This is a genomic window from Cronobacter turicensis, from assembly GCF_041222865.1.
In the GTDB taxonomy this organism is placed as follows: Bacteria; Pseudomonadota; Gammaproteobacteria; order Enterobacterales; family Enterobacteriaceae; genus Cronobacter; species Cronobacter turicensis.
Genome location: NZ_CP165997.1, coordinates 2,271,034 through 2,294,586 on the forward strand (window position 1 = coordinate 2,271,034; position 23,553 = coordinate 2,294,586).

The window sequence follows — 23,553 nt, forward strand, 5'->3', positions numbered from 1 at the left end:
ATTGCCATGAAACTGTTTTACAAAGCCGGCGCGTGTTCGCTTTCGCCGCACATCATTCTGCGCGAAGCTGATATCGATTTTACGCTGGTGGCGGTGGATTTGGCCGCGAAGCGCACGGAGAACGGCGAAGACTATCTGACTATCAACCCGAAAGGTCAGGTGCCGGCGCTGCTGCTGGATGACAATACGCTGCTGACAGAGGGCGTTGCTATCGTACAGTATATCGCGGATAAAGTGCCGGACCGCCAGCTGCTGGCGCCTGTCGGCAGCATGACCCGCTACCATACGCTGGAGTGGCTGAACTATATCGCCACAGAGCTGCACAAGGGCTTTACGCCCCTGTTCCGCCCCGGTACGCCGGACGAGTACAAAACTACCGCGCGCGAGCAGTTGCAGAAGAAGTTTGAGTATGTGAATGAGGCGCTGGCGCAGAAACAGTGGCTGATGGGGCTGCGCTTCAGCGTGGCGGATGCTTACCTGTTTACCGTGCTGAACTGGGCGAACGCGGTTGGGCTTGAGATGCAGGCGTTTGAAAATATCGCCGACTACCAGGCCCGCGTGAAAGCGCGTCCTGCCGTCGCGGCGGCGCTGAAGGCGGAAGGCCTGAGCGCGTAACAGAGCAGTGAAGCGCCGCGCCTGCTTCAGGCGCGGCGTTTTTTACAGTTTTACCGCGGTAAAGTAGTGCTCCGGTTGCGCGATGCCGTCCTGCGCCGCCACGACCTGCAATTCATACTCTTCCATGCGTTTGGTGGTCACCATGATGTCGTAGACCGCCGCCGTCACATGTTCCAGCGCCTCGCGAAGCGTCGCGCCCTGTAACAGTTTCACCAGCAGCAGACCGCTCGTCACGTCGCCGACGCCGACCGGCTGACGCGCGCCGAAATCCACCAGCGGACGGCTGATGTGCCAGGCCTCGTCAGATGTCACGAGCAGCATTTCAAAACGGTCCTGATGATAGCCTGCGCGCGCCAGATGTTTCACCAGCACAATCTGCGGGCCGCGCGCGATAAGCTCGCGTGCGGTCGCGACAGCCTCGTCGACGCTCGCCACTGCATGGCCGCTCAGCATCTCCAGCTCCAGCAGATTCGGCGCGATGATGTCGCTTGCCGGCAGCGCGAAACGTGCGTGAAACTCCGCCACGCCCGGCGCCACGATACAGCCCTTTTCCGGGTGGCCCATCACCGGATCGCAGAAATACTTCGCCTGCGGATTGGCCATTTTCACCTGGCGGACAATCGCCAGAATATGCTCGCCCTGCTCCGCCGACCCCAGATAGCCGCTCAGTACCGCGTCACAGCGCGACAGCTGGCCGATAGCCGCGATGCCCTGCACGATCTCGGTCAGATGCGACGGCGGCATCACCGCGCCGGTCCACTGCCCATACTGCGTGTGGTTGGAGAACTGTACCGTATTTAGCGGCCAGACATTGGCGCCGAGACGGCGCATCGGGAATTCAGCCGCGCTGTTGCCGGCGTGACCAAACACCACGTGAGACTGGATGGCGAGAATGTTCTTCATGATTTTCCGGGTGAAACGAGAGGTCGGGTTAAAAATAAAGGGCGTGGTTTCCCACGCCCTTGACTGGCTGAATGTTATTTCCAGCAGACGAGGCAGTAGTTTTTCTTACCGCGACGCAGCAGTGTGTAACGGCCAAACAGGCGGTCGCTGTCGCTGAAGGTATATTCCGGATCGGCCTGTTTCTCGCCGTTGATGGTGATGGCGTTGGAGGCGATGGTTTTACGCGCCTGGCCGCGGGACGGCTGCAGCTCGGAATCGACCAGCGCCTGCATCAGATCCGCGCCTTTTTCCATCTCAATCATCGGCACGCCATCCTGCGCGAGCTGCTCGAAATCCGCTTCGCTCAGCGCATTAAGATTACCGTTGAACAGGCTTTCGGTAATGCGTTTCGCCGCGGCAAGGCCTTCTTCGCCATGTACCAGACGGGTGACCTGCTCGGCCAGCACATACTGGGCGCGCGGCGCTTTACCGCTGTTTTTGTCTTCTTCTTCCAGCGCGTTGATCTCATCAAGGCTCATAAAGGTAAAGAACTTCAGGAAGCGGTAAACATCGGCGTCGGCGGTGTTGATCCAGAACTGGTAGAACTTGTACGGACTGGTTTTCTTCGGATCCAGCCATACCGCGCCGCCTTCGGTTTTGCCGAACTTGGTGCCGTCAGATTTGGTGATAAGCGGTACGGTCAGGCCAAATACCTGGTTCTGATGCAGACGACGGGTCAGATCGATGCCCGAGGTGATGTTACCCCACTGATCGGAACCGCCGATTTGCAGCGCCACGCCGTGCAGTTCATTCAGGCAAGCGAAGTCGTAACCCTGCAACAGGTTGTAGGAGAATTCGGTAAAGGAGATGCCCACATCGTCGCGGTTCAGGCGCTGCTTCACCGCTTCCTTGTTGATCATCTGGTTGACCGAGAAGTGCTTGCCGATATCGCGCAGGAAAGTCAGCACGTTCATGCTGCCGAACCAGTCATAGTTGTTCGCCGCGATAGCGGAGTTCTCGCCGCAGTCGAAATCGAGGAACGGCGCCACCTGGCGGCGGATTTTATCCACCCACTCCTGGACGGTGTCTTCGGTATTGAGTTTACGTTCGGTCGCTTTAAAACTCGGGTCGCCAATCAGACCGGTGGCGCCGCCGACCAGTGCAACCGGTTTGTGCCCCGCCATCTGAAAGCGTTTCAGGCACAACAAGGGAACCAGATGGCCCAAGTGCAGGCTGTCGGCGGTGGGATCGAAGCCGCAATAAAGGGCGATCGGCCCCTGCGCCAGTCGCTGCGCTAACGCTTCTTCATCCGTCACCTGAGCCACAAGGCCCCGCTCCTGCAATTGTTTAATCAAATTGCTGCTTGCCATCGATTTCTCCATGTATTTACGACTGCACCTTTGCCGGTACACGGCTTTTCGCCCACTGGCGAAAGAAAAAATTCAGGGAGGCATAGAATAAAGCGCAAGCCCTGGGAGCGCCAGCGCTTGCATAAGAAAATCGCTCACTTACGGGGCGAGACGGTCGATTTTCCAGCCGTCGGCATCGCGCTGGTATAAAAAGCGGTCATGCAACCGGTGTTCGCCGCCCTGCCAGAATTCCACCTGGTCAAGCGAGACGCGAAAACCGCCCCAGAAACTGGGCAGCGGGACCTCGCCTTGCTGGAATTTTTGTTTGAGTTCGAGGAATTTACTTTCCAGCACGCCGCGCGCAGAGATACGGCTCGACTGCTTAGAGACCCAGGCGCCAATCTGGCTGTCGCGCGGGCGGCTGTGGAAATATTTGACGACGTCAAGCGTCGAGAGACGTTCGGCTTTGCCGGTGACCATCACCTGGCGCTCCAGCATATGCCACGGGAACAACAGACTGATGCGCGGATTATTTTCGAGATGGTGCGCCTTGCGGCTGCCCAGATTGGTGTAAAACACCATGCCGCGCTCGTCGAAATGCTTAAGCAGCACGATACGCTGATACGGCTGGCCCTGTTCATCGACGGTGGCGACGACCATGGCGGTAGGATCGGCGAGCCTCGCCTCACACGCCTGCGCGAGCCAGCGTTCAAACAGCGGCAGCGGCTGGTCGGTTAAGTCGCGGCGGCGCAGCCCGCCTTTGGTATATTCGCGGCGCAGATGCGCAATCTGTTGCAGGTTGTCAATATCAGACATAGCGTTGAACCAGTGAGGATCGGGAGGCGCTATTGTGCGCCCCACCCGCTAAAATCTCAACGCTTCGGATTTTGTAACTGACAGTGATTTAACACAATATTGTCGCGATAGTAGACCGTCGCCTCATCTCCTTTCGACCAGAACGCATAGATGCCGTCGGTATAGCGCGTGCCCGAGGCGGCGCGTCCCTGATTCAGGTGCAGCATTTTATCGTCCAGCACGAAACTGACCTGCTCGCGCGGTTTATTGAGCGAGACCGTCAGCGGTTTTTCATCGCAGCGATATTCGAGGGTATCGGTGTTCATGCGCTCAACCATAGCGTCATAGTAGCTACAGCCAGCAAGCAGCGTGGGGAGCAAAACGACAAGCAGTTTCTTCATGGCATATCCTGAAAGCGTATTTCTGAAGGGGGCAGGACGCCCCCGTAACGCATTCAGTCTATCGGCTTAGCGGAGCAGGAAAAGTCGGCAAACTCCGATTATTTAAGGGGTTGGCCGGGAAAACCGCGCCGAGCACGCTGGCTTCGCGCGCGCCGGTGACGGAGGGCAGATTCCCTGATTTGCCGCTCAGCGTGCGGTACGCCAGCCAGGCAAAGGCCAGCGCTTCCATGTCGTCGCCGCGAATCCCCATCTCATCCGTTGAGGAGACTTCGGTGCCCGGCAGCAGCGCGGCGAGACGCGCCACCAGCCGGGGATTGCGCCCGCCGCCGCCGCAAATCATCAGCCGCTCCGCGCCGCCGCTTAGCAGCACATCGCGCGCGATGGTGCTGGCGGTCAGCTCCAGCAGCGTCGCCTGCACATCCTGCTCAGGCAGCCCGGCGAAGGAGGAAAGCTGGCGCTCTATCCACCCGTAATTGAAGTATTCCCGGCCGGTGCTCTTGGGCGCGGGCGTCGAGAAATACGGGTCGCTCAGCATCTTTTGCAACAGCGGCTGCACCACTTTACCGCTGGCGGCCCATTCGCCGTCTTTATCAAAAGGTTTGCCCTTCTGGCGCCAAATCCAGGCGTCCATCAGCATATTGCCAGGCCCGGTGTCGAAGCCTCTTACCGGCTGGCCCGGAAAGAGCAGTGAAAGATTCGCGATGCCGCCGATGTTCAGCACCATGCGCCGCTCCGTCGGATGCGCCAGCAACGCCTGATGAAACGCGGGCACCAGGGGCGCGCCCTGCCCGCCCAGGGCCATATCGCGACGGCGGAAATCGCCCACGACGCTTACGCCGGTACGCGCCACAATCTGATTGTTATCGCCTATCTGCATCGTATGGGGCGCGCTGCCGACAGGCTCATGCCAGACCGTCTGGCCGTGGCAGCCAATCGCCATTACATCTTCCGGGTTAAGTTTTTGCTGCTGCATCAGCGCGTTGACCGCATCAGCAAACAGGCAGCCGAGCTGGTTATCAAGCCTGCCGAGCTGGGAGAGCGTCAGCGGCTGTCCCTGACAGATATCGAGGATCGCCGTTTTAATGGCCTGCGGCATCGGCCAGCTCAGGCTCGCCTGCTGCGCCACCATATGTTCATCAATGGCGGCCAGCACCACGTCCACCCCGTCGAGGCTGGTGCCGGACATCACTCCAATGTAGCGACCTGATTTCATACGCAATCCTTAACCCCTGTGTGAAAACGTGCGGAACAACGAGCCCGCGCTCGCGACCCTCAATCATAAACATTCACCCTGATTGAGCAACGGAATAATCCCGCCCGGCGCAAAAAGCCCGCTTTTGCCGCGCCGTTGATTTACCGTTCAGGCAGATTATTTTACGATTTTTATCATCGGCTCCGTGAAGAATGTGAAATATCGCGGTCTTATGCCATATAATTTGAACATGATGGATGCTCAGGTGAGCATTTGTTGGTGAACAGGAGATTTACATGATTTCACGTGTACTGGTTGTTGCACTGGCAGGTTTAACGCTGGCGGGCTGCGTCAACAACGATAGCCTTTCGGGTGATGTTTACACCGCCTCTGAAGCCAAACAGGTACAGAACGTCACTTACGGCACCGTAGTGAACGTTCGTCCGGTGAAAATCCAGGGCGGGGATGATACCAACGTAATCGGCGCACTGGGCGGCGCGGTGCTGGGCGGCCTGCTGGGTAACACCGTCGGCGGCGGCACCGGTCGTTCGCTTGCCACGGCGGCGGGCGCTATCGCAGGCGGCGTAGCCGGTCAGGGTGTTCAGGGCGCGGTGAACAAAACGCAAGGCGTTGAACTGGAAATCCGCAAAGACGACGGCAACACCATTATGGTGGTTCAGAAACAGGGCAATACCCATTTCTCTGCAGGTCAGCGCGTAGTGCTGGCCAGCAACGGCAGCCAGGTTACCGTCTCTCCGCGTTAAGTCGCACGGAATACCGGTTTACAAACAAGAACGGAGGAGCATCAGCTCCTCCGTTTTTTTATGCGCTATTTTTGATTGTGATGTTGTGCCTTCACACGCCGGTCAAAGAGACCGTTTACTCTTTCGCCGACAATGCCAGAATATTTTTCTCAAGGCGCGCCACGATGCGCAGCATCTGGTCATGTTCTTCCTGCGAAATGCCGGAGAGAATTTCACCGCGCGTTTTCAGAATAACGTCTTCCAGCTGCGAAATGATCGGCGCGGCTTTTTCCGTCAGCTTGATGCGCTTGGCGCGTCGGTCGCTGGCGCAGGTATGGCGGGCAATCAGCCCCTTCTCTTCGAGTTGATCGAGCGTGCGCACCAGCGACGGTTGCTCGATACCGATGGCCTTGGCCAGTTGAATTTGCGACTGATCGGGCGGCAGCGCGTGGATATGATGAAGTGTCACCCAGTGGGTCTGCGTTAATTCCAGAGGCTTCAGGCGATGGTCAATCAGAGCACGCCAGATGCGCACCAGTCTTGTCAGGTCAGAGCCTAATGGCGATTCCAATTTCATCTCCTTATAATTAGCTTGCTAAGTTATTATGCTGATTTTAGACTAGTGTGCAGTATTTAGGTAGCTAAAACAAATAACCGCCCTGGCGATGAATACCGCAACGTCTATAATTTTAGACCACAACGGCGTATCTGAAACGGCTACCATCTCTTCGATTTTCAAGGATTAATCTTTCGTGATATCGCACTTGTTCACTTCAGGGTTTGCGCTTTCGGATCTTATCGCTGGCGCGTCGGTCTATTTCCCGCCGCTGTTTAAGGCCGTGATGCTAGGTTTTTTTATCTGGCTGATGGTGCATCGCCTGCTGCGCGACTGGATGTACGCGGGCGATATCTGGCACCCGACCCTGATGGATCTCTCCCTGTTTATCTTGTCAGTCAGCCTCGGGCTGGTCATTCTGATTGTGTGGTAACCGCATGCGCCTGAAAACCCTGAAATATTTTTCTACCCTCTTCGTGGTGACCGCCGCCCTGCTGGCAGGCTGGTTGGTCTGGAATTACTACATGCAGTCGCCCTGGACGCGCGACGGCAAAGTACGCGCCGAACAGGTGAATATTACGCCGCAGGTTTCCGGCACCATTACGCGCCTGCTGGTGCGCGATAACCAGAAAGTCAAAGCAGGCGAACTGCTGTTTGCCATTGACGATACGCCCTACCGCATCGCCGTGCTGAATGCCGAAGCCCAGATTGCCCGCGCGCAGACCGATCTCGCCAAAGCGAATAACGAAGCAAACCGCCGCCGCCATCTGCCGCATAACTATATTTCCGCCGAAGATCTCGATACCGCCAACATCAGCGTCAAAGCCGCACAGGCGGCGCTGAAAATGGCCGAGGCGTCGCTTGAGCAGGCGCGCTGGCAGCTGGAACAGACGCGCGTGGTCGCCCCGGTTGACGGCTGGGTGACGAACCTGTCCAGTCGCGTGGGGAATTACGCCACGCAGGGCCAGCCGGTCTTCGCGCTGGTGGACAGCCGCTCGTTCTATGTGGTGGGTTATTTCGAAGAGACCAAACTGCGTCACATCCGCGAAGGTGCCCGCGCGCAGATCCTGCTCTACAGCACCCATACGCCGCTGCATGGCAAGGTAGAAAGCATCGGGCGCGCCATTTACGATCAGAGCGTCGAGAGCGACAGTAGCCTGGTAGCGGATATCAAACCTAACGTACCCTGGGTGCGGCTCGCGCAACGCGTGCCGGTGCGCATCGCGCTCGACAACCTGCCAGACGGCGTCACGCTGGTGTCCGGCACCACCTGCACCGTCTCGCTCACCGACTAAGCGCCGCGCATGAATCTTGACTGGCTCACCTGGCAGCGCTCCCCGTGGGGCAAAGCGACGCCCGCGCAGTGGCGTTACGCGCTGCGCAACGGCATCGCCATGTCGCTCGCGCTGACGATCGCTTACGCGCTGGATCTCGACGAGCCCTACTGGGCGATGACGTCTGCCGCCGTGGTGAGTTTTCCGACAGTAGGCGGCGTTATCAGCAAAAGTCTCGGGCGCATCGTGGGCAGTCTGCTTGGCGCCAGCGCCGCGCTGATCATCGCCGGGCACACGCTTAACGATCCGTGGTTGTTCACGTGGGCGATGGCGCTGTGGCTGGCGTTCTGCACCTGGGTTTCCGGGTATTTCCACAATAACGCGGCTTACGCCTTCCAGCTGGCGGGATACACGGCCGCCATCATCGCCTTTCCGCTGGTCAATACCATTGAAACGACGGAGCTGTGGGATATCGCCCAGTCGCGCGTCTGCGAGGTGATCGTCGGCATTCTGTGCGGCGGACTGATGATGATGATGATGCCCGGCCAGCCCGACAGCGTGACATTTCTCGGGGCGCTGCGCAAAATGCAGGCGCGGCTGCTGGAGCATGCCAGCCTGCTGTGGAAACCGCAAACCACCGACGCCATCCGTACCGCCCATGAGGGCGTGATTACGCAGGTGTTAACCCTTAACCTGTTGCGTATTCAGGCTTTCTGGAGCCATTACCGCATCCGCCAGCAGAATCAGTTGCTCAATTATCTGCTACACCAGCAGCTGCGCCTGACCAGCTATATTTCCGGTTTGCGCCGCCTGCTGATGAACTGGCCTGAACCGCCACAAAGCCTCTGGGCGGGTCTCGATGCGCTGCTTGACGAACTCGGGCAACCCAGGCCCTGCCCGTTACGGGTAGCTCGTCTGCTGGCGGCGCTGGCACCGCCTGAGGACGGCGATTTTCGCCATCAGGCCTTCTGGCTGCGGCTGCGCGATTTCTGCCGCGTGTGGATGAACTGCCAGCGCTGGATAGCGCGGCTCGACACGGCTGTTCCTGACGACAGCATCAGCGTACCCACCGCGCCGCCGCTGGCGCGCCACACCGACAACGCCGAAGCGCTCTGGAGCGCGCTGCGTACCTTTTGCGTCATCACGCTTATCGGCGCATGGGCGATCAATACCCGCTGGGAAGCGGGCAGCGGCGCGCTGACGCTGGCGGCGATAAGCTGCGTGCTCTACTCCGCCTCGCCGTCGCCGCACAACTCGCTCAATCTGCTGCTGCGCACGCTGTTGCTGCTGACACTGTTCAGCTTTGTGGTCAAGTTCGGGCTGATGGTTCAGGTCACCGATCTCTGGCAGTTTTTGCTGTTTTTATTTCCGCTCCTGACCACGATGCAGCTCATGAAGCTGCAACAGCCGCGTTTTGCCGGGCTGTGGGGCCAGCTGATTGTGTTTATGGGCTCGTTTATCTCGGTGACTAACCCGCCGGTTTACGATCTGGCGGATTTCTTGAATGACAATCTGGCGAAGATTTGCGGCGTGGCGTGCTGCTGGGTGGCGTTTGCGGTATTGCGTCCGGGCTCCGACCGGCGCAAAGGGCTGCGTCATATTCGCGCCCTGCGCCGCGGGTTTATCGATCAGCTCAGTCGTGTTCCCCAGCGGGGCGAAGCGGCGTTTGAATCACTGGTTTATCACCATATTAGCCAGCTCAGTAACAGCAAGGACGAGGCGACCCGCCGCTGGCTGCTGCGCTGGGGCGTGGTGCTGCTGAATTGCTCTCACGTGGTCTGGCAACTGCGCGAATGGGAAACCCGCGCCGATCCGCTCTCGCAGGTGCGTGATGTCTGCATTGAAACACTCCGGGATGTGATGAGCGTCAAAGGGGTGCGTCAGCGTCCGCTGGCGGCCGCGCTCGGCGAGCTTGAGCGCATCAGCCTGACGCTCGCACGTCATCATCAGCCCGATGCCCGACGGCTGGCGGGGATTATCTGGCGTCTGTGGTGTTCGCTGTCACAGCTGGAGCAGGCGTCGCCCTCACCGCAGGAGAGCAACGCCCGGGGAGTGGTTAAATAACGCCGCAGGCGTAACGGGCGCCGCCGCCGCCAAGCGGTTTCGGATGATCGGACATGTTATCGCCGCTGACATGCACCATCAGCGCTTTGCCTTTGATTTCATCAAGCGTTTTAATTCGCGGCGCGGTCACCGGCTCGGTGGCTTTTCCGTCATTATTGACGGCCAGCGCCGGCAGATCGCCTAAATGCCCGTCGCCCTCAGGCCCGGCGTGTTTACCGGTCTTTTGTGGGTCGAAATGACCGCCTGCCGCTTCTGCCGCCGCCATTTTGCCGTCTTTCATGGCGGGCTCGCAGCTACCGTTGGCGTGGATGTGAAAACCGTGCTCGCCTGGCGGCAGCCCCTTAAGATCGGGCGCGAATTCGAGGCCTTTATCGGTTTCAGTGATTTTGACCGTACCGACCGACTGGCCGACGCCCTGGTCGGTAGCCAGATGCAGGTCCACTTCCTGGCTGGCGGCCTGTACGACGCCGCATGTCAGCAGCGCCATCGCCGCCAGAGTCAATCGCTTCATATTCCCTCCAGGTTCAGGTGATTCTCGTTAAGTCTATATCAGACTGGCGATTTTCACCGGAAAGGAGGGAATAGCGCCGTCAGGGAACGTCGTAACCGAGCGCGGCCTTGCGGATGCGGAACCACTGCTGGCGCGACAGCTCAAGCGACAGCGCGCCCATCGCGCTTTTGACGCGATCGATTTTGCCGGAACCGATAATCGGCAGCGGGCGCGACGGCAGACGCATCACCCAGGCGTAGACCACCTGCTCAATGGTCTGCGCGCCCGTCTCTTCTGCGACCTGCCGCAGCTCTGCGCGCAGCGGCCCACAGCTTTCTTCGCTGAACAGCCGCCCGCCGCCAAGGCATGACCAGGCCATCGGGCGAATGCGTAACTGCTGGAGCAGATCCAGCGTTCCGTCCAGCAGCAGCGGCTGATGTACCGGCGAAATCTCAACCTGATTGGTCGCGAGCGTAAACGGCAGGCGCGACTGCAATAACGAGAATTGCGCTGGCGTGAAGTTCGAGACGCCAAAATGGCGGACTTTGCCGCTTTTATGCAGAGCAAGGAACGCTTCGGCGACCTCATCGGCATCCATCAGCGGATCGGGGCGATGGATCAGCAGGAGATCCAGCACATCGGTACTGAGGTGGCGCAGGGAGTTTTCCGCGCTCTGCACAATATGCGCGCGATCGGTAATGTAATGCCCCAGGGCGTTTTCCGGCTTCGCCGTAGTGGCGATACCGCATTTGGTGACGATTTCCATTTTTTCGCGCAGATGCGGCGCCAGACGCAGCGCCTCGCCGAAAGCGGCTTCACACTGATAGTTTCCGTAAATATCGGCGTGATCGACCGTGGTAATGCCCAGCTCCAGATGTTGCTCGATAAACCCCACCAGCTCGCGGGCGGAGTAATTCCACTCCATTAAACGCCAGTACCCCATTACCAGACGTGAAAACGTCGGCCCCTGGGGCGCCATAAGAATACGCTCAACCATAAGTACTTACCTCAGAAAGGAAAACTGCCGGGGATTATACGCAAGAGACGCGGTTAAAACAGTGAAGGCTGCTGCGGTTCTTCGTCAGGTTCGGCGCGACCGGCGCGCAGTTTACGGAGCATCCGCTGGCGACAGAGGCGCAACACCTCTTGCTTCTGAGCGTCGTTCATCTTCTGCCAGTTGAAACGCTCGTCGCGGCTGCGCATGCAGCCACGGCAGTAGCCGCGTTCATCCGACTGGCAAATCCCGCGACACGGACTGGGAACTGGGAAAAACTCGAGCTGCTCGGCCACAACGGCTCCTCGTTAACATGATAGTTACAATTGAAGCCTGAACTGCGCCGGGATGCAAGTTTGCTCACCAGAGCGCCACGTAATTGCAACAATTGTGTTGCCGTTGAGCTTTCGTTGAATCTGCCTGGCGTGCTGTTAAAGGCAGGTTAAGGTTTCACTAATCTTTGCGCCGTAGACTGCCTGCATCATTAATGGAGTTTTTATAATGCCAACTATTAAAAAACTGCGCTGGAGCGACTTGCGTTTCAACCTGTTCAGCGCCCTGATCTTCACGCTGATGAATGCGCTGTTTATTGGCCGCTGCTGGACGCTTATCGCCCCACATCATCTGCACGACATGCTGTTCGCCGCGAGCGTACCGCTGGTGCTGTTCTGCGCCTGGCTGGTGATTTTCAGCATCATTAACCTGCCGTGGCTACGCAAACCGGTCCTGGCCATATTGCTCCTCGGCTCGGCGGCCAGCAGCTATTTTATGTATACCTACGGGGCGGTAATTGACCAGAACATGATGGTCAATATTTTCGAGACCAACTCTCAGGAAGCCGGGGCGCTGATAACGCCGCAGCTTGTCGGATGGCTTGTGGTTGCGGGCCTCGTACCGGCGTTGCTGCTGAGCCGCATTGAGGTGGTGTCCGGCAGTTTACTCTGGACGGCGCTGCGCCGTCTGGTCAGTATTCTCGCGAGCCTGCTGGTGATCATTCTCGTGGCGTCACTATTTTATAAGGACTACGCCTCGCTGTTTCGCAACAATAAAAACATCGCCAAGATGGTTACGCCCGCCAACTACATCAGCGGCATCGTCAAATATACTCATTCACGCTTTTTCGCGGGCGACCAGACGCTGGTGCGCATCGGCGAAGATGCCAAAAAAGGCCCAATCATTCGCCAGCAGACCAAAAAAACCGTACTGGTGGTGGTGATTGGCGAAGCCTCCCGCGAGCAGAACTATTCGCTCGGCGGCTATGATCGCGACACTAACCCGCAGCTGAAAAAACAGGGTGTGGTGTTTTATCCGCACGCCACCTCCTGCGGTACGGAAACCGCCATTTCAGTGCCCTGCATGTTCTCCGGGATGCCGCGCGCGCATTACGACGCCGGACTGGCGCATCATCAGGAAGGGCTGATGGACGTACTGGCGCATGCGGGCGTTAACGTGCTGTGGCGGGATAACGATGGCGGCTGTAAAGGCGCCTGCAACCGCATTCCACATACAGACATGACTGAATGGAAGCTTAACGAGCTGTGTAAAGACGGCTCCTGCCTCGACGACGCGCTGCTGTGGCGTTTCGATAACGTGCTGGATGGCCTGAAACAGGATTCCGTGATTGTCCTGCACCTGATGGGTAGCCACGGCCCGGCGTATTACCGCCGCTACCCGGATAATTTCCGCCGCTTCACCCCGACCTGCGACACCAACGAGATCCAGGATTGCGACCGTCAGGCGCTAATTAACACCTATGACAACACCATTCTCTATACCGACGATGTACTGAGTCGCACCATTGACGCGCTGCGTAAGCATCAGGACACGATGAACACGGCGCTGGTCTATCTCTCCGATCACGGCGAATCGCTCGGCGAGAACGGCATTTATCTGCACGGCGCGCCATACCTGCTGGCGCCCGATCAGCAGACGCACATTCCGCTGCTCTTCTGGCTCTCCGGCGATTACGCGCGCCAGTACGGCGTGGATACCGGCTGTCTTGGCAAGCGCGCGGCAACGGATGAGGTATCTCAGGACAACCTCTTCTCCACCGTGCTGGGCATCATGAATATCCAGACTTCGCTTTATCAGCCGCAGGAGGATATGCTTAGCGCCTGCCGGAAAAATTAACGTTTCTGGCGGTTTTCACTAAGGCGACTTGCATTAGACCGACTGGTCTATTAGATTGGATTGTATGAACCGAACACCTGAACACGATACGCGCGAACACCTTCTTGCCACCGGCGAGCAGCTCTGCCTGCAACGCGGCTTTACCGGCATGGGGTTAAGCGAGCTGTTAAAAACCGCGGGCGTACCGAAAGGCTCCTTCTACCACTACTTTCGCTCTAAAGAGGCGTTTGGCGTGGCGATGCTGGAGCGCCATTACGCCCGGTATCAGGCCTGCCTTGAGCAGCACTTCAACCCGGCAGGTCCGGCGCGCGAACAGCTGATCGCCTGGTTTGAAGATACGCTTCGTCACTACTGCCAGACGGGCAAAATGACGGGCTGCCTGACGGTGAAGCTCTCAGCCGAAGTGTGCGATCTGTCGGAAGATATGCGCGGCGCGCTCGATAAAGGCGCGGTGCAGGTTATCGCCCTGCTGGCAGGCGCGCTGGAGCGCGGCCGCGACGCACAGGCGTTGACCTTTAACGGCAGCGCCCAGCAGCGGGCGCAGGTGTTATACGTGCTCTGGCTTGGCGCAAGCCTGCAGGCCAAAGTCTCGCGCAGCGGCACGCCGCTTGAAAACGCGCTGGCGCACGTCAAAGAAATGCTTTGAACAGAGCGCCTGCCGAAAGGCAGCGCTTTTTTATTTCGCTCGTTACAAGACGACCGGTCTACTCAGGAGTGACTATGCAAGACGAAAAGCTGTTTACCCCGCTGAAAGTGGGTGCCATTACCGCCCCTAACCGCGTATTTATGGCGCCGCTGACCCGCCTGCGCAGCATTGAGCCAGGCGATATTCCGACAGCAATGATGGCGGAATATTACCGCCAGCGCGCCAGCGCCGGGCTTATCATCAGCGAAGCCACCCAGATTTCCGCACAGGCCAAAGGCTATGCGGGCGCGCCGGGTCTGCACAGTGATGAGCAAATCGCAGCGTGGAAGAAAATCACCGCCGCGGTACACGAGGCCGATGGCCGTATCGCCGTACAACTGTGGCACACTGGCCGTATCTCGCACAGCAGCATTCAGCCGGGTGGCGAAGCGCCGGTTGCGCCTTCCGCGATTAATGCGGGCACCCGCACCTCGCTGCGTGATGAAAACGGCAAGGCTATTCGCGTCGACACCACCACCCCGCGCGCGCTCGAAACGCACGAAATCCCGGGCATCGTTGATGATTTCCGCAAAGCCGTCGGCAATGCGCGCGACGCCGGTTTCGATATGGCAGAGCTGCACTCCGCCCACGGTTACCTGCTGCACCAGTTCCTGTCGCCGTCCTCTAACAAACGTACCGACCAGTATGGCGGCAGCGTGGAAAACCGCGCGCGTCTGGTGCTGGAAGTGGTCGACGCCGTAAGCAAAGAGTGGAGCGCCGACCGCATCGGCATCCGCGTGTCGCCGATTGGCAGCTTCCAGAACGTCGACAACGGCCCGAACGAAGAAGCCGACGCGCTGTACCTGATTGAAGAGCTGAACAAACGCGGCATCGCGTACCTGCATATGTCCGAGCCGGACTGGGCGGGCGGCGTGCCTTACACTGACGAATTCCGCCAGAAAGTCCGCGAGCGTTTCGACGGCGCTATCATCGGCGCAGGCGCCTACAGCCGCGAGAAAGCCGAAGCGCTGATCCAGAAAGGGCTTATCGACGCGGTGGCGTTTGGGCGCGACTATATCGCTAACCCGGATCTCGTCGAGCGCCTGCGTAAAAAAGCCGAACTCAACCCGCAGCGCCCGGAATCCTTCTACGGCGGCGGCGCGGAAGGCTACATCGATTACCCTACCCTGTGATCCAAATTGATAGCGGCGGCCTTCCGCCGCTATACTAAAATCCTGTTTCACCCAAAAGCATCATCACAAGCCGTTTATTTAAGAGGATCTTATGCGCTTACTTCACACCATGCTGCGCGTTGGCGACCTGCAACGCTCCATCAATTTCTACACCAACGTTCTGGGCATGAAACTGCTGCGCACCAGTGAAAACACAGAATACAAATATTCGCTGGCGTTTGTCGGTTACGGTCCGGAGAGCGAAGAAGCGGTGATCGAGCTGACTTACAACTGGGGCGTGGAGAGCTATGAGCTCGGCACGGCTTACGGTCATATCGCCATCAGCGTGGACAACGCCGCAGAAGCCTGCGAGCGCATCCGCAACAACGGCGGCAACGTCACCCGTGAAGCGGGCCCGGTTAAAGGCGGCACCACGGTTATCGCGTTTGTTGAAGATCCGGACGGTTACAAAATCGAGCTTATCGAAGAGAAAGACGCGGGTCGCGGCCTCGGCAACTGATCCCTCCGGCGGGCGTTCTGCCCGCCTTGCTGCATCCCGTCGTGAAATTTGCCATAATGCGCGCTGCTTTAATTCCCCAAACTTAAGAGACGCTGATGTCCGATAACGCTCAACTGACCGGTCTGTCCGACCGTTTTCGTGGCTTTTACCCTGTTGTCATCGATGTGGAAACCGCCGGTTTTAACGCCAAAACCGACGCGCTGCTGGAAATCGCCGCCGTGACGCTGAAAATGGATGCCGACGGCTGGCTCACCCCCGATGAAACACTGCATTTTCACGTTGAGCCCTTTGAAGGCGCCATCCTCCAGCCCGAAGCGCTGGCGTTTAACGGTATTGATCCGCATAACCCGTTGCGCGGCGCCGTCAGCGAATATGACGCGCTGCACGCTATTTTTAAAATGGTGCGCAAGGGCATGAAAGAGAGCAACTGCAACCGCGCGATCATGGTGGCGCATAATGCCACGTTCGATCACAGCTTTATGATGGCGGCCGCGGAGCGCGCGTCGCTCAAACGAAACCCGTTCCACCCGTTTGTGACCTTCGACACCGCGGCGTTAAGCGGGCTGGCGCTGGGTCAGACAGTACTGGCGAAAGCGTGCATCGCGGCGGGCATGCCGTTTGACAGCGCCCAGGCGCACTCGGCGCTCTATGACACAGAACAAACCGCCCTGCTGTTTTGCGAAATCGTCAACCGCTGGAAACGCCTGGGCGGCTGGCCGGTGCCGCCGCTCGCCGCAGAAGACGCGACGCCGCAAGACGGCGAGTGAGCTAACGCAGCGCAAAAAAAAAGCGGCCTCCAGGGCCGCTTTTTTATCTGCGCGATAAGGCGCGACGGGATTATTCCGCGTCCGGGGTTGCCGGGTTGTGCTTCGCTGCCGTCTCTTTGATCAGCGGCTGCAGTTCGCCGCGCTGATACATTTCAATAATGATGTCGCAACCGCCGACCAGCTCGCCATCCACCCACAGCTGCGGGAAGGTCGGCCAGTTAGCGTATTTCGGCAGTTCCGCGCGGATATCCGGGTTTTGCAGGATATCGACATACGCAAAACGCTCGCCGCAGGCGGACAGCGCCTGTACCGCCTGCGCGGAGAAGCCGCAGCTCGGCAGTTTCGGGGAGCCTTTCATGTACAGCAGAATCGGGTTTTCAGCGATCTGGCGTTGAATTTTTTCAAGCGTAGTGCTCATTGTCTTACTTCCTCAAGCGTCATTACGGCGTTAGCTTTACATTGTAGCGGCTCCGGAGCGTCCCGAAAATGCATAATCTTGCGCTTAAGCCCGGCGCCGTGCCGTGGTGAAAGAGAAGCAAATAATAACACTTTTCTGTATGCTGCCGATATTCTCCTCTGAGGAGGCGCGCTAAAATGCGCATCCACGCAGCGGCAACTGGCTAAAAAGAGTGCGCCGGTTAACGAAACTGCGCGGTAAAGACGATTTGCTGCTTAACTTCGGACAATTTTTTAGATTAGAATCAGCAAGCTCTTAAAATTCATCCGTTGGCATGATTGCCGGCTTTATGCAGGGGAATGCTCAGTGGCGCGCAAAACAAAAATTGCTCTTACGCTCTGTGCTTTATTAATGACTTCATCACTGGCATTTGCGCCATGCGCGCAGGCGTCGGAGCAGACGCGCGCCTCGAAGGTACAAAAGGCGCACGCCAGTACGGTGAAAAAGAAAACCAGCACAAAAACCGCCAAAAAAAGCAACAACGAAACGAAGACTAAAACGAAAACGGCGAAAACCGCCAGCGAGAAGCGAAACACCACCGCAAAACGCACCAGCAAGACCACTTCTACCGTCAGTAAAACCGCTTCCCGCCGCGCTTCCACTACTTCCGTTAAACAGGCCAGCAACCGACTGAGTGCGCAGACCTGTAGCAAAACGCGTAAAAATCGCAAAACTAAATGCGTCAGCGGGCCGCTGACTATCGCGGATGCCCACAAAGCGCGCGTGAAAAAAGCCCAGACGACCGCCATGAACAAGCTGATGAACCAGATCGGCAAGCCGTATCACTGGGGCGGCGCTTCGCCCCGCACCGGTTTCGACTGCAGCGGCCTGGTCTGGTATGCGTATAAAGATCTGGTGAAATTCCGCATTCCGCGCACCGCCAACGAAATGTATCACCTGCGCGACGCCGCCCCGGTTAACCGTGGCGAGCTCGAAAGCGGCGATCTGGTGTTCTTCCGCACCCAGGGCCGCGGCACTGCCGATCACGTCGGCGTCTATGTCGGCAACGGCAAGTTTATTCAGTCGCCGCGTAGCGGTCAGGAAATCCAGATAACATCGCTGAGCGAAGATTACTGGCAGCGTCACTATGTCGGCGCGCGCCGGGTGATGACGCCGCGCACCATTCGCTAATCGGTTTATGCACATCAAAAAAACGGAGAAGGTCGCCCTTCTCCGTTTTCTTTTTTTACTGCGCTTATGTTATTCGGCGCTGCACGCCGTTTGCGCCTCGCGACGGCTGGAGAGCAGCACCAGCAGCAGGCCGAGCGCGGCAATCAGCGCCCCCATCACCGGCACCACGCTATAGCCGAAGCCCGCGTGAATAACAGCGCCCCCCGCCGCCGCGCCAAGCGCGTTGCCAAGGTTAAACGCACCGATATTGACCGATGACGACAGGCCTGGCGCTTCACTGGCGACGCGCATCACGCGCATCTGCAGCGGCGGCACCACGGCGAACGTCGCCGCGCCCCACACCACCATGCTAACGGCCGCGCCGATTTCCGTCTGCGCCAACCACGGGATCGCCGCCATGATGATGATAAGCAGCATCAGGAACCCCTTCAGGGTGCCGCTCACCGAGCGGTCCGCGAGGCGGCCGCCCAGATAGTTGCCGATGGAAAACCCTACGCCTATCAGCACCAGCATGGCGGTGACGAACGCCGCGCTGGCGTCAGTGATATGGTGCAGCACCGGCGCGATATAGGTATAGAGCGTGAACATCGCGCCCGCTCCGAGCACCGTGGTCAGCAGCGCGCTCACTACCTGCGGGCGCATCAGCACCGCGAGTTCGCTTTTCACATCCGGACGCTCGCCGCCGCCGCCTTTCGGCAGGGAGAGCCAGAGGCTCGCCATCGCCACCAGCCCAAGGCCCGCGGTCGCCAGGAACGACATCCGCCAGCCAATAGTTTCGCCAAGCCAGGTCGCCGCCGGCACCCCGCCGATATTGGCGATGGTCAGCCCCATAAACATCGTCGCGACGGCGCTCGCCTGTTTATGCTTCGGCACCACGCTTGCCGCCACGACCGAGCCGAGCCCGAAAAACGCGCCGTGGTTAAGGCTGGTGAGAATACGCGAGGCCATCAGCGTCATGTAATCCGGCGCCAGCGCCGAGAGCACGTTGCCGAGCGTAAAAATCGCCATCAGGAAAATCAGCGCGCTGCGTCGTGCGCGGTGCGACAACAGGAGCGTCATCAACGGCGCCCCCACCATCACGCCAACCGCGTAAGCGCTTATCAGCATACCGGCGGCCGGAATCGAGACGTTGACGCCGTTCGCTATTACCGGCAACAGCCCCATCGGGGAAAACTCGGTCGTGCCAATGCCAAAAGCACCAATCGCCAGTGCCAGTAACGGGAAATTGACTTTCATTCATTGCTCCAGAAATTGTACAACAGCGCCGGGGAATGCCCGACGTTACAGCAGGATGCAGAAAGGATGGCACTTTCAGTCGGAAAAGATAAGTGACAAAAACAGCAAAATATTATTGCGCGAGTGTTAAAGAACACGCAAAAATTGTTATTAGCGAATCATAAGGAAATAGCGTGAAAAAGAAAGGGAACGGCGAGCGAAAGGCGTTTAAGCGCAGGAATGGTATAAGAAAGCGGGAGAACGCAGGCGCACTCCCGCCTGGCGCTTAATGCAGGATGGCGGTAAAAGCGCCCGCCACAATAAGACCCAGCACAACAAGGGTAGTGACCAGCGAAAATTTCAGATCGGTACTCATGGTATTCTCCTTAAAGACCCCATAAAAATCAGGTAGTGCGCATTTTTGCATAAACGGGCCGAAAAATCCTGCGACATTTAACCAGATATGCGTTTTCCCTCTTCCCCTTTCGATAAAGATAAGCCAAAATTCGTCGCTACTTTATTCGGTACCGGCCATCGACCCCTCCTCACGATAAATGTCGCGTTTCCCGGCATGCCGCACGTCCCCTCGTGGCAAACAGGGGTGTGTACAGGCAAACGATTAACCCGTGATTTTGCAGGGCTCAGCCAGGGGTCTGGAGTGATTATTAATGGCAACAATTAAAGACGTCGCGAAGCGAGCCAACGTTTCCACAACAACAGTCTCACATGTAATTAACAAAACCCGTTTTGTGGCGGAAGAGACGCGCAACGCGGTATGGGCGGCTATCAAAGAATTACATTATTCGCCAAGCGCCGTGGCGCGCAGCCTGAAGGTGAACCACACCAAATCTATCGGGCTGCTGGCGACCAGTAGCGAAGCGCCCTACTTTGCAGAAATCATCGAAGCTGTAGAAAACAGCTGCTTTGCAAAAGGCTATACGCTGATCCTCGGTAATGCGCATAACAATCTGGAAAAACAGCGCGCGTATCTGTCGATGATGGCGCAAAAGCGCGTCGACGGCCTGCTGGTGATGTGTTCGGAATACCCGGAGCCGCTGCTGTCCACGCTCGAAGAGTACCGTCATATCCCGATGGTGGTGATGGACTGGGGCGAAGCTAAAGCGGATTTCACCGACTCGGTTATCGATAACGCGTTCCAGGGCGGTTATCTCGCGGGGCGTTATCTTATCGAGCGCGGCCATCGCGATATCGGCGTGATCCCGGGGCAGCTTGAGCGCAACACCGGCGTCGGGCGTTTTTCCGGCTTCATGAAAGCGCTGGAAGAAGCGGCCATCAAGGTGCCGGAGAACTGGATCGTGCAGGGCGATTTCGAACCGGAATCCGGTTATCGCGCGATGCAGCAGATCCTCTCGCAGCCGCAGCGCCCTACCGCCGTCTTCTGCGGCGGCGATATCATGGCGATGGGCGCTATCTGCGCGGCCGATGAGATGGGCCTGCGCGTGCCGCAGGATATTTCGATTATCGGCTACGATAACGTACGCAACGCCCGCTTCTTCAGCCCGGCGCTGACGACAATCCATCAGCCGAAAGAGACGCTGGGCCAGACCGCGTTCAATATGCTGCTCGATCGCATCGTTAACAAACGCGAAGAGTCGCAGACCATCGAGGTGCACCCGCGCCTTATCGAACGCCGCTCGGTGGCGGACGGCCCGTTCCGCGACTATCGTCGTTAATCCCTTCCGGGAGCCGTATCACTGCGGCTCCCGCAGCCACTCCTTGTTCAGCGTTTCACTGTCCCCCAGATAATCAAGCAGCCAGCGCAGCGCGGGCGAGGCGTCGCTTTGTCGCCACGTCAGGCAGCAGGCGGCGTCCGGGAACGGGTTTTCCAGCGTCAGCGCGCGCCACTCTTCGCGATCCAGCCATGGCTTGGCGAAATGCGTCGGCACCATGCCGATACAGAGCCCTTCGCTAAGCGCATCAGCGGCGCAGTGCCAGTCCGGCACCACCACGCGTCGCTGGTTATCCAGCAGCCAGGTGATGCGTTTGGGCAGCGATCGCGAGGTATCTTCCAGCACCAGCGACGGGTAATCACGCAGCCTGTCATCGCTTAGCGCGCCTTCATGCTGCGCCAGCGGATGATGATGCGCCACCACGCAGCGCCAGCTCAGCATGCCCATATCGCGGAACGCGAACCGCCCGCCCACCGGGATCGCCTGCGTGGCGCCGATGGCAAGTTCCACGCGCCCATCCGCCAGCGCATCCCAGACGCCGTTAAACACCTCCTGCGACACCTGCAACTCGACATCGGAAAAGTGCCGGTAGAAATCGAGCACCAGCTGGCGGGTGCGCTCAGGCCGCACGATATTGTCCACCGCGATGGAAAGCTGCCCGCGCCAGCCGTTGGCTATCTGCTGGCACTGCTGACGGGTGATCATCATTTTTTTGATAACAGAACGCCCCTCGCGTAAAAACCAGGCGCCCGCAGGCGTCAGCACCACATCGCGATGGCGTCGCTCAAAGAGCGACACCGCGAGCCATTCCTCAAGCTGACGCACCGTATAGCTCACGGCAGAAGGCACGCGGTGCAGTTCCGCCGCCGCCGCGGTGAAGCTGCCAGTGCGCGCGACGGCGTCGACGACTTCCAGAGAATATTCAGACCACATTTTCTGCCTGCAAAATTTTTGAATGGAAACGGCAAATATTAGCGTTTCACAAGCCGGTTTGCACTCCGTACACTCCGGGCTCTTTCGCGTATTAAGAAGTGAGTCATTGTGATGCGACCTGATAAAGGATTTCTTTGCTGGCTGGCCGGGCTGAGCGTGCTCGGCTTTCTGGCGACCGATATGTACCTGCCCGCGTTCGCCGTTATCGAGGCGGACTTACACACGGCGCCATCGGCCATCAGCGCCTCGCTGAGCCTGTTTCTGGCGGGATTCGCGCTGGCGCAGCTGGTCTGGGGCCCCCTCTCTGACCGTTTTGGCCGCCGTCCGGTACTGCTGGCGGGGCTGGGGATTTTCGCCCTCGCCTGCCTTGGCACCGTCTGGGTAGAGAGCGCAGGCGCGCTGCTGGCGCTGCGCTTTATTCAGGCCGTGGGGGTCTGCTCCGCCGCGGTGAGCTGGCAGGCGCTGGTGACCGACCGCTACCCGGCGCAGCAGGCGCGCCGCATTTTCGCGACCATCATGCCGCTGGTCGGCCTTTCTCCGGCGCTGGCGCCGCTGCTGGGCAGCTGGATCCTGAACCACTTTTCCTGGCAGGCGATTTTCGTGGTGCTGTTTGCCATCACGGTATTGCTGATTATTCCGGCGCTGCGTCTGCCTTCGGGCGCGCCGCAGGGCAATAAAGGCGGCGAACCGCTGAGCTTTATGATGCTGCTGCGCTCGCGCGTCTACAGCGGCAATGTGCTGATTTACGCCGCCTGCTCCGCCAGCTTTTTCGCCTGGCTCACCGGCTCGCCGTTTATCCTGCATGAGATGGGCTACAGCCCGGCGGTGATTGGCCTGAGCTATGTGCCGCAAACCATCGCATTTCTGATAGGCGGTTACGGCTGTCGCAGCGCGCTGCAAAAATGGCAGGGTGAGACGCTGCTGCCGTGGCTGCTGGCAGGCTTTGCGTTGAGCGTACTCGCCACCTGGCTTGTGGGATTAAGCGAGGCGGTTACGCTCACCACCCTGCTCATCCCCTTCTGCCTGATGGCCATGGCGAACGGCGCCATCTACCCGATTGTGGTCGCCGCTGCGCTGTTGCCGTTCCCGCAGGCCACCGGACGCGCCGCCGCGCTGCAAAATACGCTCCAGCTTGGGCTCTGTTTTGTGGCAAGTCTGGTGGTGTCATGGCTGGTCGCCACGCCGCTGCTTTCGACCACCAGCGTCATGCTGGCAACCGTACTACTGGCGGGGCTTGGGTTCCTGCTGCGCGGGCGTCATCGGGTCACGCAGTCATCAGTCGCGTGATAATATGAAATTTTGTGATTAGCTTGCTAACGGTCAACGGTTGAATCATCGTAAAGCGAGGCCTATACTGGTTCGCGGCTCTACGATAATTAGCATAAATATTATGTAGTAACGGGAGCCGCTGGCTCCCGTTTTTATTTGGAATGACATTTCTGGCAAGGGTCATCTCCCTTCCTCTGTTCTACGTCGGATATCAGGCTCGCGGACCTTTCCGTGATATTTCTCACATACCGAAAATTGCGACTACGCTGTTTGAAGGTTCTGATCACA

Annotated in this window: 26 protein-coding genes; 13 read left to right on the forward strand and 13 right to left on the reverse strand. The window is 58.6% G+C overall.

The window, feature by feature from the left end; all coding sequences use genetic code 11:
- The first annotated feature begins 6 nt into the window (after positions 1 to 6).
- Entirely contained in the window at positions 7 to 615 is a 609-nt protein-coding gene (gene gstA, locus AB8W27_RS10845; protein WP_015741133.1) for a glutathione transferase GstA, read from the forward strand.
- A gap of 42 nt (positions 616 to 657) precedes the next feature.
- Here the strand turns inward: gstA and pdxY are convergent, their stop codons facing one another.
- The 5 genes from pdxY to anmK form a co-directional block, all read right to left on the reverse strand.
- Complete coding sequence (gene pdxY / locus AB8W27_RS10850; protein WP_015741132.1) at positions 658 to 1,518, reverse strand: pyridoxal kinase PdxY; 861 nt, start codon at positions 1,516 to 1,518, stop codon at positions 658 to 660.
- A gap of 74 nt (positions 1,519 to 1,592) precedes the next feature.
- Entirely contained in the window at positions 1,593 to 2,867 is a 1,275-nt protein-coding gene (gene tyrS, locus AB8W27_RS10855; protein ID WP_015741131.1) for a tyrosine--tRNA ligase, read from the reverse strand.
- 138 nt (positions 2,868 to 3,005) lie between these two features.
- Entirely contained in the window at positions 3,006 to 3,662 is a 657-nt protein-coding gene (gene pdxH, locus AB8W27_RS10860) for a pyridoxamine 5'-phosphate oxidase (protein ID WP_041923502.1), read from the reverse strand.
- A gap of 56 nt (positions 3,663 to 3,718) precedes the next feature.
- On the reverse strand, positions 3,719 to 4,042 hold the full coding sequence (gene mliC, locus AB8W27_RS10865) for a C-type lysozyme inhibitor (protein ID WP_007760847.1): 324 nt from the start codon (positions 4,040 to 4,042) through the stop codon (positions 3,719 to 3,721).
- 58 nt (positions 4,043 to 4,100) lie between these two features.
- Entirely contained in the window at positions 4,101 to 5,255 is a 1,155-nt protein-coding gene (gene anmK, locus AB8W27_RS10870) for an anhydro-N-acetylmuramic acid kinase (RefSeq protein ID WP_015741129.1), read from the reverse strand.
- Positions 5,256 to 5,530: 275 nt separating this feature from the next.
- Here anmK and slyB point away from each other — a divergent pair, with 275 nt between their 5' ends.
- Positions 5,531 to 5,998: an outer membrane lipoprotein SlyB gene (gene slyB / locus AB8W27_RS10875; RefSeq protein ID WP_007760837.1), complete on the forward strand. Its 468-nt coding sequence runs from the start codon at positions 5,531 to 5,533 to the stop codon at positions 5,996 to 5,998.
- A gap of 115 nt (positions 5,999 to 6,113) precedes the next feature.
- Here slyB and slyA read toward each other — a convergent pair whose 3' ends face one another.
- Positions 6,114 to 6,554, reverse strand: coding sequence for a transcriptional regulator SlyA (gene slyA / locus AB8W27_RS10880; protein ID WP_015741127.1), 441 nt, complete (start codon positions 6,552 to 6,554; stop codon positions 6,114 to 6,116).
- A 175-nt stretch (positions 6,555 to 6,729) separates the two neighbouring features.
- On the opposite strand from slyA, the gene AB8W27_RS10885 reads away from it, so the two are divergent.
- From AB8W27_RS10885 to AB8W27_RS10895, 3 genes are read left to right on the forward strand one after another with little or no spacing between them, the layout of a single operon-like run.
- Positions 6,730 to 6,966: a DUF1656 domain-containing protein gene (locus AB8W27_RS10885; RefSeq protein ID WP_041923501.1), complete on the forward strand. Its 237-nt coding sequence runs from the start codon at positions 6,730 to 6,732 to the stop codon at positions 6,964 to 6,966.
- A gap of 4 nt (positions 6,967 to 6,970) precedes the next feature.
- A complete protein-coding gene (locus tag AB8W27_RS10890) occupies positions 6,971 to 7,828 on the forward strand; it encodes an HlyD family secretion protein (RefSeq protein ID WP_015741125.1) in 858 nt (285 codons plus the stop codon).
- Between the two features lie 9 nt (positions 7,829 to 7,837).
- Positions 7,838 to 9,871 (forward strand): FUSC family protein, encoded by a 2,034-nt coding sequence (locus AB8W27_RS10895; protein ID WP_015741124.1) that lies wholly within the window; start codon positions 7,838 to 7,840, stop codon positions 9,869 to 9,871.
- On the opposite strand, the gene sodC is transcribed toward AB8W27_RS10895, so the two are convergent.
- The 3 genes from sodC to AB8W27_RS10910 form a co-directional block, all read right to left on the reverse strand.
- On the reverse strand, positions 9,864 to 10,382 hold the full coding sequence (sodC, locus tag AB8W27_RS10900) for a superoxide dismutase [Cu-Zn] SodC (protein WP_015741123.1): 519 nt from the start codon (positions 10,380 to 10,382) through the stop codon (positions 9,864 to 9,866). The genes AB8W27_RS10895 and sodC overlap by 8 nt on opposite strands.
- A gap of 79 nt (positions 10,383 to 10,461) precedes the next feature.
- Positions 10,462 to 11,358: an aldo/keto reductase family oxidoreductase gene (locus tag AB8W27_RS10905; protein WP_015741122.1), complete on the reverse strand. Its 897-nt coding sequence runs from the start codon at positions 11,356 to 11,358 to the stop codon at positions 10,462 to 10,464.
- A gap of 53 nt (positions 11,359 to 11,411) precedes the next feature.
- Positions 11,412 to 11,651, reverse strand: coding sequence for a DUF1289 domain-containing protein (locus AB8W27_RS10910; protein WP_015741121.1), 240 nt, complete (start codon positions 11,649 to 11,651; stop codon positions 11,412 to 11,414).
- A gap of 205 nt (positions 11,652 to 11,856) precedes the next feature.
- Between AB8W27_RS10910 and eptA the strand changes: the two genes are divergently transcribed.
- From eptA to rnt, 5 genes are all read left to right on the forward strand, one after another.
- On the forward strand, positions 11,857 to 13,485 hold the full coding sequence (gene eptA, locus AB8W27_RS10915; RefSeq protein ID WP_015741120.1) for a phosphoethanolamine transferase EptA: 1,629 nt from the start codon (positions 11,857 to 11,859) through the stop codon (positions 13,483 to 13,485).
- Between the two features lie 64 nt (positions 13,486 to 13,549).
- Positions 13,550 to 14,131 carry a TetR/AcrR family transcriptional regulator gene (locus AB8W27_RS10920; protein WP_041923500.1) on the forward strand — a complete coding sequence of 194 codons (582 nt, stop codon included), beginning with the start codon at positions 13,550 to 13,552 and terminating at the stop codon, positions 14,129 to 14,131.
- A 74-nt stretch (positions 14,132 to 14,205) separates the two neighbouring features.
- Positions 14,206 to 15,303, forward strand: coding sequence for an alkene reductase (locus AB8W27_RS10925; protein WP_041923499.1), 1,098 nt, complete (start codon positions 14,206 to 14,208; stop codon positions 15,301 to 15,303).
- A gap of 91 nt (positions 15,304 to 15,394) precedes the next feature.
- A complete protein-coding gene (gene gloA / locus AB8W27_RS10930; RefSeq protein WP_007760795.1) occupies positions 15,395 to 15,802 on the forward strand; it encodes a lactoylglutathione lyase in 408 nt (135 codons plus the stop codon).
- A 95-nt stretch (positions 15,803 to 15,897) separates the two neighbouring features.
- Entirely contained in the window at positions 15,898 to 16,569 is a 672-nt protein-coding gene (gene rnt, locus AB8W27_RS10935) for a ribonuclease T (protein ID WP_015741117.1), read from the forward strand.
- 70 nt (positions 16,570 to 16,639) lie between these two features.
- Here the strand turns inward: rnt and AB8W27_RS10940 are convergent, their stop codons facing one another.
- A complete protein-coding gene (locus tag AB8W27_RS10940; protein ID WP_007760793.1) occupies positions 16,640 to 16,987 on the reverse strand; it encodes a Grx4 family monothiol glutaredoxin in 348 nt (115 codons plus the stop codon).
- A 345-nt stretch (positions 16,988 to 17,332) separates the two neighbouring features.
- On the opposite strand from AB8W27_RS10940, the gene AB8W27_RS10945 reads away from it, so the two are divergent.
- Entirely contained in the window at positions 17,333 to 18,157 is an 825-nt protein-coding gene (locus AB8W27_RS10945) for a C40 family peptidase (RefSeq protein ID WP_041923498.1), read from the forward strand.
- 69 nt (positions 18,158 to 18,226) lie between these two features.
- Here the strand turns inward: AB8W27_RS10945 and AB8W27_RS10950 are convergent, their stop codons facing one another.
- Complete coding sequence (locus AB8W27_RS10950) at positions 18,227 to 19,393, reverse strand: MFS transporter (protein ID WP_015741114.1); 1,167 nt, start codon at positions 19,391 to 19,393, stop codon at positions 18,227 to 18,229.
- Between the two features lie 265 nt (positions 19,394 to 19,658).
- On the reverse strand, positions 19,659 to 19,748 hold the full coding sequence (locus AB8W27_RS10955) for a YnhF family membrane protein (RefSeq protein WP_015386754.1): 90 nt from the start codon (positions 19,746 to 19,748) through the stop codon (positions 19,659 to 19,661).
- Positions 19,749 to 20,040: 292 nt separating this feature from the next.
- On the opposite strand from AB8W27_RS10955, the gene purR reads away from it, so the two are divergent.
- The gene (purR, locus tag AB8W27_RS10960; protein ID WP_015741113.1) at positions 20,041 to 21,066 is read left to right on the forward strand and encodes an HTH-type transcriptional repressor PurR; all 1,026 of its coding nucleotides are present in this window, start codon (positions 20,041 to 20,043) and stop codon (positions 21,064 to 21,066) included.
- 18 nt (positions 21,067 to 21,084) lie between these two features.
- On the opposite strand, the gene punR is transcribed toward purR, so the two are convergent.
- On the reverse strand, positions 21,085 to 21,996 hold the full coding sequence (gene punR / locus AB8W27_RS10965; protein WP_015741112.1) for a DNA-binding transcriptional activator PunR: 912 nt from the start codon (positions 21,994 to 21,996) through the stop codon (positions 21,085 to 21,087).
- Between the two features lie 111 nt (positions 21,997 to 22,107).
- On the opposite strand from punR, the gene punC reads away from it, so the two are divergent.
- Positions 22,108 to 23,283 carry a purine nucleoside transporter PunC gene (punC, locus tag AB8W27_RS10970; RefSeq protein ID WP_015741111.1) on the forward strand — a complete coding sequence of 392 codons (1,176 nt, stop codon included), beginning with the start codon at positions 22,108 to 22,110 and terminating at the stop codon, positions 23,281 to 23,283.
- The last annotated feature ends 270 nt before the right edge of the window (positions 23,284 to 23,553 follow it).